This is a genomic window from Kitasatospora griseola (genome assembly GCF_044999035.1).
Taxonomy (GTDB): domain Bacteria; phylum Actinomycetota; class Actinomycetes; order Streptomycetales; family Streptomycetaceae; genus Kitasatospora; species Kitasatospora griseola.
Window position 1 is genome coordinate 860,491 of the sequence record NZ_CP173360.1, and the last position, 14,466, is coordinate 874,956.

16 protein-coding genes are annotated in these 14,466 nt (G+C 74.8%); 1 reads left to right on the top strand and 15 read right to left on the bottom strand.

The annotated features are described in order from the left end of the window. Positions 1 to 11: 11 nt before the first annotated feature. Positions 12 to 629, top strand: coding sequence for a flavin reductase family protein (locus tag ACI1MP_RS04280; protein ID WP_380332405.1), 618 nt, complete (start codon positions 12 to 14; stop codon positions 627 to 629). 31 nt (positions 630 to 660) lie between these two features. On the opposite strand, the gene ACI1MP_RS04285 is transcribed toward ACI1MP_RS04280, so the two are convergent. From ACI1MP_RS04285 to ACI1MP_RS04355, 15 genes are all read right to left on the bottom strand, one after another. Beyond that, positions 661 to 1,347 carry a GntR family transcriptional regulator gene (locus tag ACI1MP_RS04285; protein WP_100584696.1) on the bottom strand — a complete coding sequence of 229 codons (687 nt, stop codon included), beginning with the start codon at positions 1,345 to 1,347 and terminating at the stop codon, positions 661 to 663. A gap of 64 nt (positions 1,348 to 1,411) precedes the next feature. Further along, the gene (locus ACI1MP_RS04290) at positions 1,412 to 2,341 is read right to left on the bottom strand and encodes an ornithine cyclodeaminase family protein (protein WP_404867760.1); all 930 of its coding nucleotides are present in this window, start codon (positions 2,339 to 2,341) and stop codon (positions 1,412 to 1,414) included. After that, positions 2,338 to 3,345 carry a proline racemase family protein gene (locus ACI1MP_RS04295; protein WP_404867761.1) on the bottom strand — a complete coding sequence of 336 codons (1,008 nt, stop codon included), beginning with the start codon at positions 3,343 to 3,345 and terminating at the stop codon, positions 2,338 to 2,340. Before ACI1MP_RS04295 ends, ACI1MP_RS04290 begins: the two co-directional genes overlap by 4 nt. 597 nt (positions 3,346 to 3,942) lie before the next feature. Continuing rightward, a complete protein-coding gene (locus ACI1MP_RS04300) occupies positions 3,943 to 5,325 on the bottom strand; it encodes an aldehyde dehydrogenase (protein WP_232733768.1) in 1,383 nt (460 codons plus the stop codon). Between the two features lie 207 nt (positions 5,326 to 5,532). Beyond that, positions 5,533 to 6,540: a proline racemase family protein gene (locus tag ACI1MP_RS04305; protein WP_100584700.1), complete on the bottom strand. Its 1,008-nt coding sequence runs from the start codon at positions 6,538 to 6,540 to the stop codon at positions 5,533 to 5,535. Between the two features lie 85 nt (positions 6,541 to 6,625). Then, entirely contained in the window at positions 6,626 to 7,489 is an 864-nt protein-coding gene (locus ACI1MP_RS04310; protein ID WP_380332838.1) for a dihydrodipicolinate synthase family protein, read from the bottom strand. A gap of 117 nt (positions 7,490 to 7,606) precedes the next feature. Next, on the bottom strand, positions 7,607 to 9,010 hold the full coding sequence (locus ACI1MP_RS04315; RefSeq protein ID WP_380332419.1) for an NAD(P)/FAD-dependent oxidoreductase: 1,404 nt from the start codon (positions 9,008 to 9,010) through the stop codon (positions 7,607 to 7,609). Further along, positions 8,991 to 9,299, bottom strand: coding sequence for a (2Fe-2S)-binding protein (locus ACI1MP_RS04320; RefSeq protein ID WP_369879809.1), 309 nt, complete (start codon positions 9,297 to 9,299; stop codon positions 8,991 to 8,993). Before ACI1MP_RS04320 ends, ACI1MP_RS04315 begins: the two co-directional genes overlap by 20 nt. Positions 9,300 to 9,389: 90 nt before the next feature. Beyond that, complete coding sequence (locus ACI1MP_RS04325) at positions 9,390 to 10,562, bottom strand: NAD(P)/FAD-dependent oxidoreductase (RefSeq protein WP_404867762.1); 1,173 nt, start codon at positions 10,560 to 10,562, stop codon at positions 9,390 to 9,392. A 136-nt stretch (positions 10,563 to 10,698) separates the two neighbouring features. Beyond that, positions 10,699 to 11,574: a twin-arginine translocase subunit TatC gene (gene tatC / locus ACI1MP_RS04330; RefSeq protein ID WP_043911534.1), complete on the bottom strand. Its 876-nt coding sequence runs from the start codon at positions 11,572 to 11,574 to the stop codon at positions 10,699 to 10,701. Positions 11,575 to 11,677: 103 nt separating this feature from the next. Next, a complete protein-coding gene (gene tatA, locus ACI1MP_RS04335) occupies positions 11,678 to 11,944 on the bottom strand; it encodes a Sec-independent protein translocase subunit TatA (protein WP_363475950.1) in 267 nt (88 codons plus the stop codon). Between the two features lie 142 nt (positions 11,945 to 12,086). Continuing rightward, positions 12,087 to 12,242 (bottom strand): hypothetical protein, encoded by a 156-nt coding sequence (locus ACI1MP_RS04340; protein WP_161801053.1) that lies wholly within the window; start codon positions 12,240 to 12,242, stop codon positions 12,087 to 12,089. Between the two features lie 16 nt (positions 12,243 to 12,258). Continuing rightward, positions 12,259 to 12,489 (bottom strand): hypothetical protein, encoded by a 231-nt coding sequence (locus ACI1MP_RS04345; protein WP_043911529.1) that lies wholly within the window; start codon positions 12,487 to 12,489, stop codon positions 12,259 to 12,261. Next, positions 12,486 to 13,421, bottom strand: a complete 936-nt coding sequence (locus tag ACI1MP_RS04350; RefSeq protein WP_198520370.1) for a YafY family protein — start codon at positions 13,419 to 13,421, stop codon at positions 12,486 to 12,488. The genes ACI1MP_RS04345 and ACI1MP_RS04350 overlap by 4 nt, the downstream gene beginning before the upstream one ends. Before the next feature lie 26 nt (positions 13,422 to 13,447). After that, positions 13,448 to 14,422, bottom strand: coding sequence for a YafY family protein (locus ACI1MP_RS04355; protein ID WP_189273559.1), 975 nt, complete (start codon positions 14,420 to 14,422; stop codon positions 13,448 to 13,450). Positions 14,423 to 14,466: the final 44 nt, after the last annotated feature.

The window sequence follows — 14,466 nt, forward strand, 5'->3', positions numbered from 1 at the left end:
CGGTCGGCGGCATGAACGACATCTCCCTGCCCGACGCCGGCCCGACGCACCGCGTGGTGGAGCCGCACATCCTGTACTTCGGCACTCCGGTGGTGCTGCTGAGCACGGTCGACGCCGATGGCGCGGTCAACCTGGCGCCGATCTCCTCCGCGTGGGCGCTGGACCGCACGGTGGTGCTCGGCCTCGGCCCGGACGGCCGGACCTCCCGCAACCTGGCCGCCCGCCCCGAACTGGTGGTCAACGTGCCGGGCCCGGGGCTGTGGCGGCAGGTGGAGCTGCTCGGCGGCACCACCGGGCGGGCGGACGCGGCGCACTTCGTCCGCGACAAGTTCGGGCACGCGGGGCTGACGGCGCAGCCCGCGGAGCTGGTCGCGCCGCCCCGGGTCGTCGAGTGCCCGCTCCAACTGGAGGCCCGGGTGGCCGACCTGCGGGCGGACGCCACCGGCGAGTTCCTGGTGGCCGAGGTGCAGGTGCTGCGGGTGCACGCGGCCGAATCGATCACCGTGCCCGGCACCGACTACGTGGAGCCGGCCGCGTGGAGCCCGCTGGTGTACAACTTCCGGCACTACTTCGGGCTGGGCCCGGAGCTCGGCCACTCGTCCCGCAGCCGCACGCCGCGCACCGCCTGACGGACGCTCGGCCCTGAACGCGGCCGGACGCTCAGCGCCCGGCCGCGCGGGCCTGCTCGTCGGCCGCCCACAGGTGGCGGATGTGGCCGAGGTGGCGGGTCATGCACTCCTCGGCGGCCTTGGCGTCGCCGGTGAGCAGCACGTCCAGCAGTTCGAGGTGCTCCTCGGCGGAGGAGACCAGCTCGCCGCGCTGGTCGAGCCGGTTGAGGCCGTACAGGCGGGAGCGCTTGCGCAGGTCGCCGACGGTCTCCACCAGGCGGGCGTTGCCCGCGAGGGCGAGCAGGTCGAGGTGGAACTGGCGGTCGGCCTCCAGGTAGCCGATCAGGTCGTGCTTGCGGGCGGCCGCGACGATCGCCTCGGCCTGCGGGCGCAGCGCCTCCAGCTGTTCGGCGGCGGCGGTGCGGGCGACCCGGCCGACGGTCGGGACCTCGATCAGCGCGCGGATCTCGGTGAACTCGTCGAGGTCGCGGTCGCTGAGCTCGGTGACCCGGAAGCCCTTGTTGCGGACGGCCTCGACCAGGCCCTCGCGGGCCAGGTCGAGCATCGCCTCCCGGACGGGGGTGGCGGAGACCCCGAAGTCGGCGGCCAGCGCCGGCGCCGAGTAGACCACGCCCGGGCGCAGCTCACCGGAGATCAGGGCGGCGCGCAGGGCGTGGGCGACCTGGTCGCGCAGCCTCTCCTGGACGGAGATGAGGTTGCGGGGCTTCAGGTCGGACATGGCGGTTCCTCCGGGGGTTCAGCAGAACCCCAGCGGGGTTTCAGCAGAGCCCCATTGTACAATGTCACGTTGCGGAGAGTGAATGACTTGATCCGCTTCCGCTCGACCGACTCTCGGAGTACTCCGCCGCCGCCACCGCCAGATCCTGCCAGGCCATGCCGACGCTCTTGAAGAACCTCGGCCGATCATGGCGGACAACGGCCCTGCCGGTCACCAGTTCCGACAGATTGACCAGGATTTCCTCCGCCGCCCCCGCCATCAGCAGGTCTCCGGCCTCCCGTCGGGCCACCGCCCGCGCCTCCACGAACAGGTCGGCGCGGCCCACCAGTTGTTCGTCCACCTCGCGGGCGTCCGGCTCGTGCGAGCCGACCGCCGCGACCACCGCGCCGTCCGGCACCAGCCGCCCGTCGAACAGCGGGGTGCGCGCCGTGGTGCAGCACACCACCAGGTCCGCCTTCGCCACCGCGTCCGCGCCACCGACCGCCGCGGCCAGGCCCAACCCCTCCGCGTACCGGACGAGTTCGGTCGCCGGGCCGGGCCGGCGGGCCACCACCGTCACCCGCTCCAGCGGCAGCACCGCACGCAGCGCCGCCACGTGCCCGAACGCCTGCGGGCCCGCGCCGAACACCACCAGGTGCGCCGCGTCCGGCCCCGCGAGCGCGCGCAGCGCGAGCGCCGTGACGGCGGGCGTGCGCAGCGCGGTGAGCGCCGCCCCGTCCAGCAGGGCCAGCGGCTGCAGGGTCGGCCCGTCCAGCAGCAGGTAGCTGCCGGTGATCCGGGGCAGCCCGGCCGCCGGGTTGGCGGGCGCCACGCCCGCGATCTTCACACCCGCGAACGCGCCCGTGGCGGCGGGCATCAGCAGCAACTCCCCCGCCGGCACGGGCACCGCGGACCGCTGCGGGCAGCGCTCCACGTCCAGCCCGTCCAGCAGGGTGCGCTCCAGCGCCTCGACGGCCGCCGGGTGGCCGAGCGTCAACTCCAGGCTCTCGATCACAGCAGGAACCCCGCGCCGAGGGTGTCGTCGCTGTCCAGCACGAACCGGTGCTCTCCGGTGCGGTGCGCGGCGCCGGTGACTTCGGTGACCACGCCGTCCGGCCGCCGTTCGCGGACCCGGCCGGTGAACACCGTGCCGATGATCGAGTCGTGCCGCAGGCTCTGCTCCGGCCGGAGCGCGCCCTCGTCGGCGAGCAGCGCCAGCCGGGCGGAGGTGCCGGACCCGCACGGCGAACGGTCGATCTGGCCGTCCGCGAACACCGTGACGTTCCGCTGGTGCGGGCCCGACGGCGTGTCGGGCAGTTCGTCGTACAGGATGACGCCGTAGACGCCGTCCCGGTACTCCGCCAGCGCCGGATGCCCCTCCAGCGCGGCCCTGATCTCCCGCCCGGCGGCGGTCAGTTCGGGCAGCTGCTCGGGGACGACGGCCAGGCCGAGCGCGGACGCCGGGAGCGAGGCGTAGACCGCGCCGGAGTGCGCCAGATCGACCGCCAACGACCCGCGGGAGGTGTCCAGTTCGACCTTCCTCGCGAGCACCCGGGTCGGCACGTTGCGGAACGTCACGGCCGTGGTGCGACCACCGCGCCGATGCACCGTCGCGCTCACCCGCCCGGACGGCACGTCGATCCGCACCAACGCCGTCCCGTCCTCGGGCGCCGGGACCCTACCGGTGTCCACCGCCCACGCCCCGAGCGCCATCGTCCCGTGCCCGCACGCCGTCGAGTACCCGTCCTTGTGCCAGAACAGCACCCCGAAGTCCGCCTCGTCGTCGTCCGGGGGGACGACGAACCCCCCGTACATCCCCGCGTGGCCCCGCGGCTCCCGGGTCAGCAACCGCCGCACGTCGTCCAACGCACTGCGCCGGGGCGAGGTCGCCGTCCCACCCGCCCCGATCGCGATCGCCCGCCGCTCGGCGACGCTGTCCCCGGGCACCGGCGGCAGGCCTCCGGTGACGATCCGGAACGGCTCACCGGCTGTGTGGTAGTCGGTAGTGGTGATGTTCATTCAGTACTCCACGAAGGAACGCACGCTGACAGAGGGAGAGAAGGACAGCCCGCCGGGCCGGGGCGGCCACGGCCCGAAGCCCGGCGGCTGACGACGGGTCGGACGGACCCGCCGGTGGACCGAGCACCTGCGACGAGACCCGCCGACGTAACAGAACGCAGAACGGGTCGGCGCGGCAGGACCGCAGCCCGGCCGACCCCCCACGGGCGCGAACCGCCGCCACGAGGCCGACCCCGCACCTGCCGACACACGACGATGCCCGGCATCGGCCCGCCGGCGGAACGCACGACACCCCGACACGGACCGGACGCCCGGAGTCGGACCGGGTCGGGTCGGACCGGGTCGGCGGCCGACCGAACGCGCCTCCGACCCGACGCCCGCCACCGGGCCGTGCGGCCCGCCCGGCACGGCGCCGGCCGCCGACGCCGACCCGACACCGCCGCGCGCCGCGACCGCCCCGGCAGGCACCGGCCGCGCGAGCGCCCCGCACGGCACCCGCACCACGCGCCCCCGACTGCCCGGCTCCGCCCCGGCCGACGGCATCCGCTCCCGCGCCCGACCGCCGGAGGCGCCTCGCACCGCCGCCGGCCCCGTTCCTCAGTACGTCTCGGTCGGCAGCACGCTGACGGTCCGCGAGGCCGTGTAGAAGTCCAGCACCGCCTGGCCCTGCTCGCGGGAGCCGTACGACGCAGCCTTCGCACCGCCGAACGGCAGGTGGTAGTCCACGCCGCTGGAGGGCGCGTTGATGCGGATCATGCCCGCGTCCAGCCGGTCCGCGGCGGCCAGGGCGACGTCCAGGCTGCGTGAGTGGACGGAGGTGGAGAGGCTGTGGCGGGTGTCGTTGGCCAGGGCGATCGCCTCGTCCAGGTCGGCGGCGGGCAGCAGCACCGCCACGGGGCCGAAGAACTCCTCGCTCGCCAGCGGGTGTGCGGCCGGGACGCCCTCCAGCAGCGTCGGCTCCAGGTACCAGCCGTCCCGGTCCGCGGCCCGGACGCCGCCGGTCAGCACGGTCGCGCCGGCCGTCCGCGCGCTGTCGATCGCCTCGGTGAGGCGGGTCAGCGCCTGGGCGTTGATCACCGGGCCGCAGGCGGTGGTCGCCAGCGCCGGGTCGGCGGCGGCGAGCTGGGCGAGCGCCTTGGCCAGCGCCTCCGCGAGCGGCTCGTACGCGTCGCCGACCGCGATCACCCGGCTGGTCGCCGTGCACTTCTGGCCCGCGTAGCCGGCGATCGCCGAGGCCAGGTGCGCGGCCGCCTGCGCGATGTCGGCGTCGGGGAGCACCAGTGCGGCGTTCAGGCCGCCCATCTCGGCCTGCACGGGGACGCCCCGGCCGGCGGCCGCCGCGACCACCTGTCGGCCGACGGCGGTCGAGCCGGTGAAGGACACCACGTCGGTGCCGGCGACCAGGGCCGCACCCTCCTCGCCGCCGCCGGGGACCACCGTCAGCACGCCGTCCGGCAGTCCGGCCAGCTCGGCGAGGCGCAGCGCGCACGCCGTCGCCTCGGGGGCGGGCTTGAGCACCACGGTGTTGCCGACGGCCAGCGCGGGCGCGGCCTTCCAGGTCGGGATCGCCAGCGGGAAGTTCCACGGCGTCACCAGCCCGGCGACGCCGTACGGCCGGCGCCGGGTCAGCAGCAGGCCCTGCCCGGCGGCCGGCTCGTGCAGCTCGCCGGCCGCGGCGAACGGCGCCTGCGCGTAGTAGCGCCAGATCGCGACCGTCCGCGCCACCTCGCCGCGCGCCTCCGCGACCGGCTTGCCGACCTCGCGCACCGTCAGCGCGACCAGTTCGTCGGCCGCCGCCTCCACGGCCGTCGCGGCCCGGCCGAGCGCCGCCGACCGGCCCGCCGCGCCGAGCGCCCACCACTCCCGCTGCGCGACCCGCGCCCGCGCGATCGCCTCCTCGACTCCGGCGGCTCCCGCAGAGGGCGCGGAGACGACCAGGTCGCCGGGGTCGGCGGGGTTGTACGAGTCGACAGTGGTCACGATCGAAACACCTTTCGTTGCAAGAAATTCGGGGCCCGCCCGGCCGGGGACGTACAACGGGCGGAACGGAAGGACGGGCCGGCCGCCGACCTGTTCCTTCCGCAGGACGCGGCCGTCCATGCCCGCACGGACCGGACGCCGCACGGACCGGACGCCGCCCACCGCATGCCGAGTGCCGCGCGCCCCCCGTCACGCGCGGCGCCCCGGCTACAGCAGGAACCCGGCCGGGAACGGGTCCGTCGGGTCGAGGAAGTACTGCGCCGTCCCCGTCACCCAGGCCCGGCCGGTGACGGTCGGCACCACGGCGGGCAGGCCGGCCACCGTGGTCTCCTCCACCAGGCGACCCACGAACGTGGTGCCGAGGAAGGAGTCGTTGCGGAAGTCCACGCCGAGCGCCAGCTCGCCCCGCGCGTGCAGCTGGGCCATCCGCGCCGAGGTGCCCGTCCCGCACGGGGAGCGGTCGAACCAGCCGGGGTGGATGGCCATCGCGTGCCGGGAGTGGACGGCGTCGGAGCCGGGCGCGAGCAGTTGGACGTGGTGGCAGCTGTGGATGGACGGGTTCTCGGGGTGCACGGGGCGGTGCTCCTCCGAGGCGTTGATCGCGTCCATCATGGCCAGCCCGGCCGCCAGGATGTCGTCCTTGCGCTCCCGCTCGAACGGCAGCCCGAACTGCTCCAGCGGCAGGATCGCGTAGTAGTTGCCGCCGTACGCCAGGTCGTACGTCACCGAGCCGTACCCGGGCACGTCGAGCTTGCGGTCGAGCTCGACCGAGAACGAGGCGACGTTGCGGATGGTGACGCCGACGGCCGCGCCGCCCCGCACCTGGACGTCCGCGACCACCAGCCCGGCGGGGGTGTCGAGGCGGACGGTGGTGACGGGTTCGACCACCGGGACCATGCCGGTCTCGACCAGGACGGTGGCGACGCCGATCGTGCCGTGGCCGCACATCGGCAGCAGGCCCGACACCTCGATGTAGAGCACGCCGAAGTCGGCGTCCGGCCGGGTGGGCGGCTGCAGGATCGCCCCGCTCATCGCGGCGTGGCCGCGCGGCTCGTACATCAGCAGCGTGCGGAAGTGGTCCAGGTGCTGCTGGAAGTGGGTGCGCCGCTCGGCCATGGTGGCGCCGGGGATGGTGCCGAAGCCGCCGGTGATCACCCGGGTGGGCATGCCCTCGGTGTGCGAGTCGACGGCGTGGAAGACGTGGCGGGTCCGCATCGCGGGTCCTCTCCTGACGGCTGGTGGTCCGGCCCGGACCGGCGCCCCCGAGGTCGCCGGTCCGGGTCGGGGCATGGGGCGGGCTCTACTTGTGGCCCTCGGCGAGCGCCTTCTCGGTCGCGGCGCGCACCGCGGCGTCGATCTCCGGGCCCAGCGGCAGTCGCGGGGCGCGGGTGGGGCCGCCGGTGCGGCCGGCCAGGTCCATGGAGAGCTTGATGGCCTGGACGAACTCGGTCTTGGAGTCCCAACGCAGCAGCGAGTGCAGCGACTTGTAGAGCGGCAGCGCGGTGGCCAGGTCGCCGGCCACGGCGGCGTGGTACAGCTCGGCGCTGGTGGCGGGCAGCGCGTTCGGGTAGCCGGCGATCCAGCCGACCGCGCCGGCGATCGCGAGCTCCAGCAGGACGTCGTCGGCGCCGATCAGCAGGTCGAGGCCGGGGGCGAGTTCGGCGATCTCGTAGGCGCGGCGGACGTCGCCGGAGAACTCCTTGACGGCGACGATGTGCCCGGCCGTGTGCAGGTCGGCGAGCAGCGCGGGGACGAGGTCGACCTTGGTGTCGATCGGGTTGTTGTAGGCGACGATCGGCACCCCGGCCTTGGCGACCTCGGCGTAGTGGGCGCGGACGGCGTCGTGGTCGGCGCGGTAGGCGTTCGGCGGGAGCAGCAGCACCGAGCCGGCCCCGGCCTCGGCGGCCTGCTCGGCCCAGCGGCGGGACTCGGCGCTGCCGTAGGCGGCGACGCCCGGCATCACGCGCGCACCGTCACCGGCGGCCTCGACGGCGGTGGTGACCACCTTGGCACGCTCTTCGGGGGTGAGGGTCTGGTACTCGCCGAGCGAGCCGTTGGGGACGACGCCGTCGCAGCCGTTGTCGAGCAGCCAGCGCACGTGGTCGGCGTAGGCGTCGTAGTCGACGCTGCGGTCCTCGCGGAACGGCAGGGTGGTGGCGACCATGATGCCGCGCCAGGGGCGGGCGGAGTCGTGGGCGGTGCGAGTCACGGGGATCTCCCTCGATATGATGTGTGACATTTTATAAGTGGTCGACGGGGGCGCACAAGGCCCCACTCGGCTCTACTCGGAGAGCTCCGTCGTCCCGTCCTGCTGTGCCAGTTGGGCCAGCGGAACGGGGCAGGACAGCGGCCGGCTGTCGGGCCGGCCGACCGGGCCGCCGGACAGGCAGGCCACCGCGGGCCCGCACATCCGGCCCTGGCACCAGCCCATGCCGGCCCGGGTGAGCAGTTTGACGGTCCGCGCGTCGGCCGCGCCGAGCTCGGTGACGGCCTCCCGGACGGCCCGCGCCGGGACTTCCTCGCACCGGCAGACGTCGGTGTCGTCGGTCACCCAGCCCGTCCAGTCCGGCCCGGGCGCGTGCGCGGCCGCCATCAGCGCGGCGAATGCCCGCCGCCGCCGACGCACCGTCAACTCCCTTGCCGGAGCAGGTTTTCCGGCCACCGAGTGGGCGGCGAGCACCCCCTCGGCGAGCGCCAGGTCCGCGCCGCCGACGCCGCAGGTCTCCCCCGCCGCCCACAGCCCGGGCACGCTGGTGCGCTGCTGGGCGTCCACCCGCAGCGCGGCCGTGCCGTCGGCGGTGGTGACGGTGTCCGCGCCGAGCTCGACGGCCAGGTCGATCTGCGGGACGAGTCCGTGGCCGACGGCGAGCGCGTCGCAGTCGATCCGCCGCTCGGTGCCGGGCACCGGCTTCCACCGGGCGTCCAGCCGGGCCACGGTGACGCCGGTGATCCGGTCCGTGCCGTGCGCCTCGACGACCGCGGAGCGACGGCGCAGCCGCACCCCGTGCCGCAGCAGCCGGGCCGCGTGCTCGGCGCCCTCGGCGAGCTTCGCCGGGTTCCCGGCCAGCACCGGCAGCCCCCGGGCGTACCCGAGGTAGGCGGTCGCCTCCACGATCGCGGGAATCCGCGCCCCGGCGGCGGCCAGCGAGGACGCGGCGGCCAGCAGCAGCGGGCCGCTGCCCGCCACCACGATCCGCCGCCCCGGCAGCACCAGCCCCGACTTCAGCATCGCCTGCGCCCCACCGGCGGTCACCACGCCGGGCAACGTCCAGCCGGGGAACGGCAGTTGACGCTCGTACGCGCCGGTGGCCAGCAGCAGGCACCGGGCCGTGACGGTGGCCCGGTCGGCGGCCTCCGGCCCGCGGGTCGCGTGCAGGATCCAGTCCTCGCCGCGCTCCGCCGCCCACACGTGGTGCCCGGCCAGGTGGTCGACCAGCGGGGCCGCCGCCAGGCGCTCCCGCAGCTCGGCGAACGTCCGCCACCCGTGGTGCAGCTTGTCCGGCCGCGCCGCACCGAGCTCGGGCGCAGGGTGCCGGTAGTACTGCCCGCCGAGCCCCGCACCCGCGTCCACCAGCGCGACCCGCAGCCCGAGCCCGGCGGCCGCGTCGGCGGCGGCCAACCCGGCCGGCCCCGCACCGATCACGGCGAGGTCGTACCGCACCTGCTCAGACCTCGAGTTCACCATGTCCGTGCCCTTCCTGGGTGGTGACGGCGTCGCCGTGCTCGGCGGTCAACAGACACAGCCGCTGATTGGGACGCCCGTTGACGGTCGCCAGGCAGTCGAAGCACTGTCCGATCCCGCAGAACGCGCCCCGCGGCCGCCCACCCACCCGGGTCGTCCGCCACGCCACCACCCCGTCGGCCCACAACGCCGCCGCCAACGTCTGCCCGGGCAGCGCGGACACCGGCCGCCCGTCGAACAGAATCGTCCGCGCGGGGCCGGGCTCGGCCCCCACCAACTCGAGCGGATCCACGCTCACACCTCCCTGACACCGTTGACCTGCCACACCGGCCGCACCACCGGACCACCGGCGCCCGCGCACGAGCGCCGCCGGCCCGCTCACCTACTCCGCACCGGAACCCGAACCCTCGGCCGTCCCGTCGAACCGCTCCGGCCGGAACGGAGCCAGCTCGAACTCCACTGCCTCACCCGCTAGTTGACGGGCGATCAGCAGACCCGTCGCCGGCGCGAGCCCGATGCCCGCGCCCTCGTGGCCGCACGCGTGGTACAGGCCGGGCACCCGGGCGTCGTGGCCGATCGCGGGCAGGTGGTCGGGCAGGTACGGGCGGAAGCCCCGGTACGCGCGCTGCACGGCGACCGTGCGCAGGACCGGGAACAGGGCGACGGCCTGCGCGGCCAGCCGGTGCAGCACCTCGGGGCTCAGCGTCCGGTCGAAGCCGACCCGCTCCCGGCTGGCGCCGATCAGCACCGGCCCGGCGGGCGTGCCCTCGACGACCGCGGAGGACTGCAGGTCCGCGGAGCCGGAGGCCACGTCGGCGACGTAGTCGGCGGCGTAGACCTTGCGGCGGACGAGTCGCGGCAGCGGCTCGGTGACCAGCACGAAGCCGCGCCGCGGCAGCACCGGCAGCCGCACTCCGGCCAGCTCGGCCACCGCGCCGCCCCAGGTGCCGGCGGCGTTGACGACGGCGGGCGCGGCCAGCTCCCGGCGCTCGGTGACCACGCCGCGGATCGCGCCGTCGGGCCCGCGCCGCAGCGCGGTGACGGCCTCGCCCAGGTACCGCTCGGCGCCGGAGGCGCGCAGCAGGTGGGCGGCGGCGAGCGCGGGCTGGACCTGCGCGTCCTGCGGGTAGAGCACGCCGCCGGGCAGGTCCTCCGCGAGGTGCGGCTCCAGTTCGCGCAGCGAGTCCGCGGCGACCGGGACGGCCTGCACCCCGACCGTCCGCTGCTTCGCGGCGAAGCCGTTCAGGGCGTCCAGTCCGGCGGGCGCGGAGGCGACCACCAGGCCGCCCTTGGGCTCGTACTCGACGCGGTCGCCGAACTCCTCGGCGAGCTCCCGCCACAGCGTGGTGGAGAGCAGCGCGAGGTCGAGTTCGGGGCCGGGTTCCTTGTCGGAGACCAGCAGGTTGCCCTCGCCGGCGCCGGTGGTGCCGCCGGCCACCGGCCCGCGGTCGACCACGGCGACCCGCAGTCCGGCCCGGGCCGCGTAGTAGGCGCAGGCGGCGCCGACCACGCCGGCGCCGACCACCACGACGTCGTAGGAGGTTCGCTTCAGCACGTCAGTAATATGTCACATGTTCAGAAGCATCGACAAGCCCCCCACCAGCCCAGATCCCCGGGACGACCGACCCGGGAACGCCGAACGGCCCCGGACCGTCGGGTCCGGGGCCGTTCGGGACGGCGATCCTCGCGGATCAGGTGATGTCGTCGATCTGGTCCCGGCGCGCGGCCGTCACCGGGGCCGGGGCCTGCACCGCCTCCGAGTCCTCGATGGCGTCCACCGTCAGGTCGACCTCGGACGCCTGCTCGTCGTCGAGCAGCGCATCCGGGTTGCGGGCCGCCTTGCGCTTGTCGTTGAGCAGCGCGATGCCGGCGGCCAGGAAGTACAGCACCCAGATCGGGGCGGCCAGCGCCAGCATCGACAGCGGGTCGGTGGACGGGGTGGCGAAGGCCGCGAACACCGTGATGCCCATCACGAAGCCGCGCCACCAGCCCATCAGCCGCTTGCCGGAGAGGATGCCGATCAGGTTGAGCATCACCAGGAACAGCGGCAGTTCGAAGCCCAGGCCGAACACCAGCACCATGCGGGTGATCAGGTCGAGGTAGGTCTCGACCGGAACGATCGCCTTGATGTCGTCCCCGGAGAAGCTGAGCAGCATCTCGGAGGTCGCCGGCATGACCAGGTAGGCGAGCACCACGCCGGCCAGGAACAGCGGGGTGCCCAGCACCAGGAAGGACAGCGAGTAGCGCTTCTCGTGCCGGTGCAGGCCGGGCGCCACGAACTTCCACAGCTGGTACAGCCAGATCGGAGTGGCGCCCACCACACCGGCCGTGAGGCTGACCTTCAACGCGATGGTGAACGGCGTGGTCAGACCGATGGTGGAGATCTCCGCGCAGTGCTTCACCCCGGCGGGCGGGTGCCCGTCCGGGAGGCACTTCGGCAGCGGCTGGGTCAGGAAGTGCACCAGGTCGCGCTGGTAGAACGCGGCGACGATCGTGATCACGATGATCGCCAGCACCGACTTGACCAGCCGGTTGCGCAGCTCGCGCAGATGGTCGGCCAGCGCCATCCGCCCCTCAGGGTCCTTGGGCGCTTTGGTCGTCTTGCTCAACCCGGTCCTCGAATCGTGCGCTCGTCGGTGGTGGTCGGAGTGGTACGGGCAGCCCTACGGTTCAGGCGGCCCGGTCGGTACGGGAGGCACCGGAGGCGCCCGGAGCGGACTTGACCACCCGCTCCGGCTCGGCGACGGCGGCCGCCGGCTGCGCGGCAGGGGCCTGGGCCCCGGCCGCGAACTCGCCGCGCAGCGCCTTGCCCTCGCTCTTGAGGATCCGCAGGGACCGCCCGATCCCCCGCGCCACGTCGGGCAGCCGCTTGCCGCCGAACAGCAGCACGGCAAACACCACGACGACCAGCAGCGAGGCGGGTGACAGGATCCGCATCGGAGCACCGCCTTCCTTGTCCGGGAGGTCCGGGAGACCCGGGAGGTCCGGGAGGCAGAGCTCTCCCTGCGGGCGATGGTAGCCGCTCGGGGTGTCGCGGCGGGAACCCGGTCCCCAACGTTCGGCGACCGGGCCCGCGCGGTCAGTTCCTGTCCGCGGCCCGCTGCAGCGCGGCGACCGCCCCGTCCACCTCGCGGGTCAGCGCCCGGGCGTCCAGCCAGAGCCGGACGGCGAGCACGCCGAGCACCAGCAGGCCCGCGGTGGACAGCAGGACGGCGCCGACCAGGGTCCAGTTCATGTGCGTGCGGCCTTTCCTATCCGTCCACCGGCAGCAGCCGCATGGTGTGCACGCCGGCCGCGGTGAGCGCGGCGACGATCCGCTCCCCGGCGATCTTGCGGACGGACGCTCCGCAGGCCGGGCAGGTGAAGCTGTAGAAGGTGCGTTCCCGGCTGGCGCCGAGCGCCAGCCGGAACTCGGGGGCCGGGAGCTCGACCTTCTCCCGGCACTGCGAGCAGTACACCTTGAATCTGGTGCCCTCGGTCACGTGGTTCGGACCTGTCCGTCCCGGTAGTGCTCCAGCGCGGCCAGGGCGGCGGTGCGGGCCTGCTCGGCGAGCTGCGGCGGCTTGGTGATCCGGCCGTCCCGGCCGAGCCGCAGGGCGAGCGTGCGCAGGCCGGACGGCTCGGCGGAGCGCAGGGTGATCCGCAGGCCGCCGTCGGGGAGTTCCTCGGCGCTGTCGTGGGTGTAGTACTCGGCGACCCAGCGGCCGCCGGGACCGACCTCGACCACCACCTCGGGGTCGTCGGCGGCGGGCGCCACCAGGCCCGCGGACAGGTCGCGGGGCTGCATCCGGGGCGGGTTGGCGGGCTCGTCGAGGACCTTGATCTCGGCGATCCGGTCGAGCCGGAAGGTCCGCCGGTCCTCGGAGGTGCGGCACCAGCCCTCCAGGTAGGTGTGGCCCTCGGTGACCAGCCGGATCGGGTCGACCTCGCGCTCGGTGAGCTCGCCGCGGCCGTGCGACCAGTAGCGCAGCCAGATCAGCCGGCCCTCGCTGAGCGCCCGGTCGATGTCCGCGAAGACGGTGCCCTCGGCCTCGAAGGTGACGCCGATCCGGGCCGCGGACTCGGCGCTCTCGCCGGCCGCGTCCTCGATCTTGGCGACGGCCCGGGTGAGCGCCTGCCGGTCGCGCTCGCGCAGCCCGGGCAGGCCGGCCACCGCGCGGGCGGCGACCAGCAGCGCGGTGGCCTCGTCGGCGGCCAGCCGCAGCGGCTGGGCGACGTCGTCCACGTTGTGCCACCAGATCCGCTCGCCGTCGGTGTCGATGTCGAGCAGGTCGCCGCCGCGGAAGGACGTGCCGCACATCGGCAGCACGTTGAGGTCGCCGATCAGTTCGCGCTCGGTGATCCCGAACGCGCGGGCCACCTCGGCGACCTCGGCGCCGGGGCGTTCGCGCAGGTAGGTGACCAGCGACAGCATCCGCCGCGTCTGGTCGATGGCATTGCTCACGACTGAACCTCCGCGAGACCGGCGACGGCGCGCAGCCGGTCGATGACGTCGGCCCGCAGGTCCTCGGGGCCGATCACGATGACGTCGGGGCCGTACTCGGCGAGGTCGGCGCCCAGGCCGTTGCCGTACGGGATGTCCAGCTCGTCCCGGTCGGCGTCCACCGGCCGGGTGTCCAGGGCGCGCTGGCGCAGCGGGTAGGCCGCGCCGCGGCGGACCTGCACCACGGCGGTGGCCGTCGCGCCCTCGCCGGCGAACCGGGCGACCACGGCGCGCACGTCGACGTGCTCGGGGACGTCGCCGGTGAACGCGCCGGCCCGGGAGCGGACCTTGCCGGTGATCCGGGACAGCCGGAACACCCGGGCGGAGCCGCGGTCGCGGTCCCAGCCCGCCAGGTACCAGTGGCCGCGCCAGCACTCCAGCGCCCACGGCTCGACCGAGCGGGGCTCGGCGGTCGCGGCGCCGGCCTTGCGGTACTCGAAGGTGACCGGCCGCCGGTCGCGGGCGGCGACCAGCAGCGGCTCGAACGCCGCCTCCCGGCCGGGGATCCGCGGCTCCAGCGCGCCGTGCTCGCGCTCCTCGGCGAACGGGACGCCGGCGGCCCGCAGCTTCTGCAGGGCGCCGCTGGCCGCGCCGGACATCTTGGCCTGCTGCCAGACCCGGGCGGCGAGGGTGAGCGCGGCGGCCTCCTCGGCGTCCAGGGCGATCTCGGGGAGGCGGTTGCGGTCGCGGCGGGCCAGGTAGCCCACTTCGCCGTCGAGCGCGTTCTCGTCCACGTCGATGATCAGGCCGAGTTCGCGCAGGTCGTCCTTGTCGCGCTCGAACATCCGGTTGAAGGCGTCCTCGGAGCCCTGTTGCCAGGCCTCTCTGTACGCCTCGACGGATTCGCGCAGCTCTTTCTTGGAGAGCGGACGCCGGGTGTTCATCAGGCACAGGGCGAGGTTCATCAGCCGCTCTGCCTTGGCGATCGCCATCGCTGACCTTTCCTCCGATCGGGGGTGACCCGCCTGACCGTACC

Excerpts from the sequence above, each read along its gene's own strand:
- ACI1MP_RS04310 (WP_380332838.1), bottom strand. The coding sequence starts at position 7,489 with ATGGTCGCCACCACCCTGCCGTTCCGCGAGGACCGCAGCGTCGACTAC.
- ACI1MP_RS04285 (WP_100584696.1), bottom strand. The coding sequence starts at position 1,347 with ATGTCCGACCTGAAGCCCCGCAACCTCATCTCCGTCCAGGAGAGGCTG.
- tatC (WP_043911534.1), bottom strand. The coding sequence starts at position 11,574 with ATGGCGCTGGCCGACCATCTGCGCGAGCTGCGCAACCGGCTGGTCAAG.
- ACI1MP_RS04355 (WP_189273559.1), bottom strand. The coding sequence starts at position 14,422 with ATGGCGATCGCCAAGGCAGAGCGGCTGATGAACCTCGCCCTGTGCCTG.
- ACI1MP_RS04305 (WP_100584700.1), bottom strand. The coding sequence starts at position 6,540 with ATGCGGACCCGCCACGTCTTCCACGCCGTCGACTCGCACACCGAGGGC.
- ACI1MP_RS04315 (WP_380332419.1), bottom strand. The coding sequence starts at position 9,010 with ATGGTGAACTCGAGGTCTGAGCAGGTGCGGTACGACCTCGCCGTGATC.
- ACI1MP_RS04340 (WP_161801053.1), bottom strand. The coding sequence starts at position 12,242 with ATGAACTGGACCCTGGTCGGCGCCGTCCTGCTGTCCACCGCGGGCCTG.
- ACI1MP_RS04280 (WP_380332405.1), top strand. The coding sequence starts at position 12 with ATGAACGACATCTCCCTGCCCGACGCCGGCCCGACGCACCGCGTGGTG.
- tatA (WP_363475950.1), bottom strand. The coding sequence starts at position 11,944 with ATGCGGATCCTGTCACCCGCCTCGCTGCTGGTCGTCGTGGTGTTTGCC.
- ACI1MP_RS04350 (WP_198520370.1), bottom strand. The coding sequence starts at position 13,421 with ATGCTGTCGCTGGTCACCTACCTGCGCGAACGCCCCGGCGCCGAGGTC.
- ACI1MP_RS04295 (WP_404867761.1), bottom strand. The coding sequence starts at position 3,345 with ATGAACATCACCACTACCGACTACCACACAGCCGGTGAGCCGTTCCGG.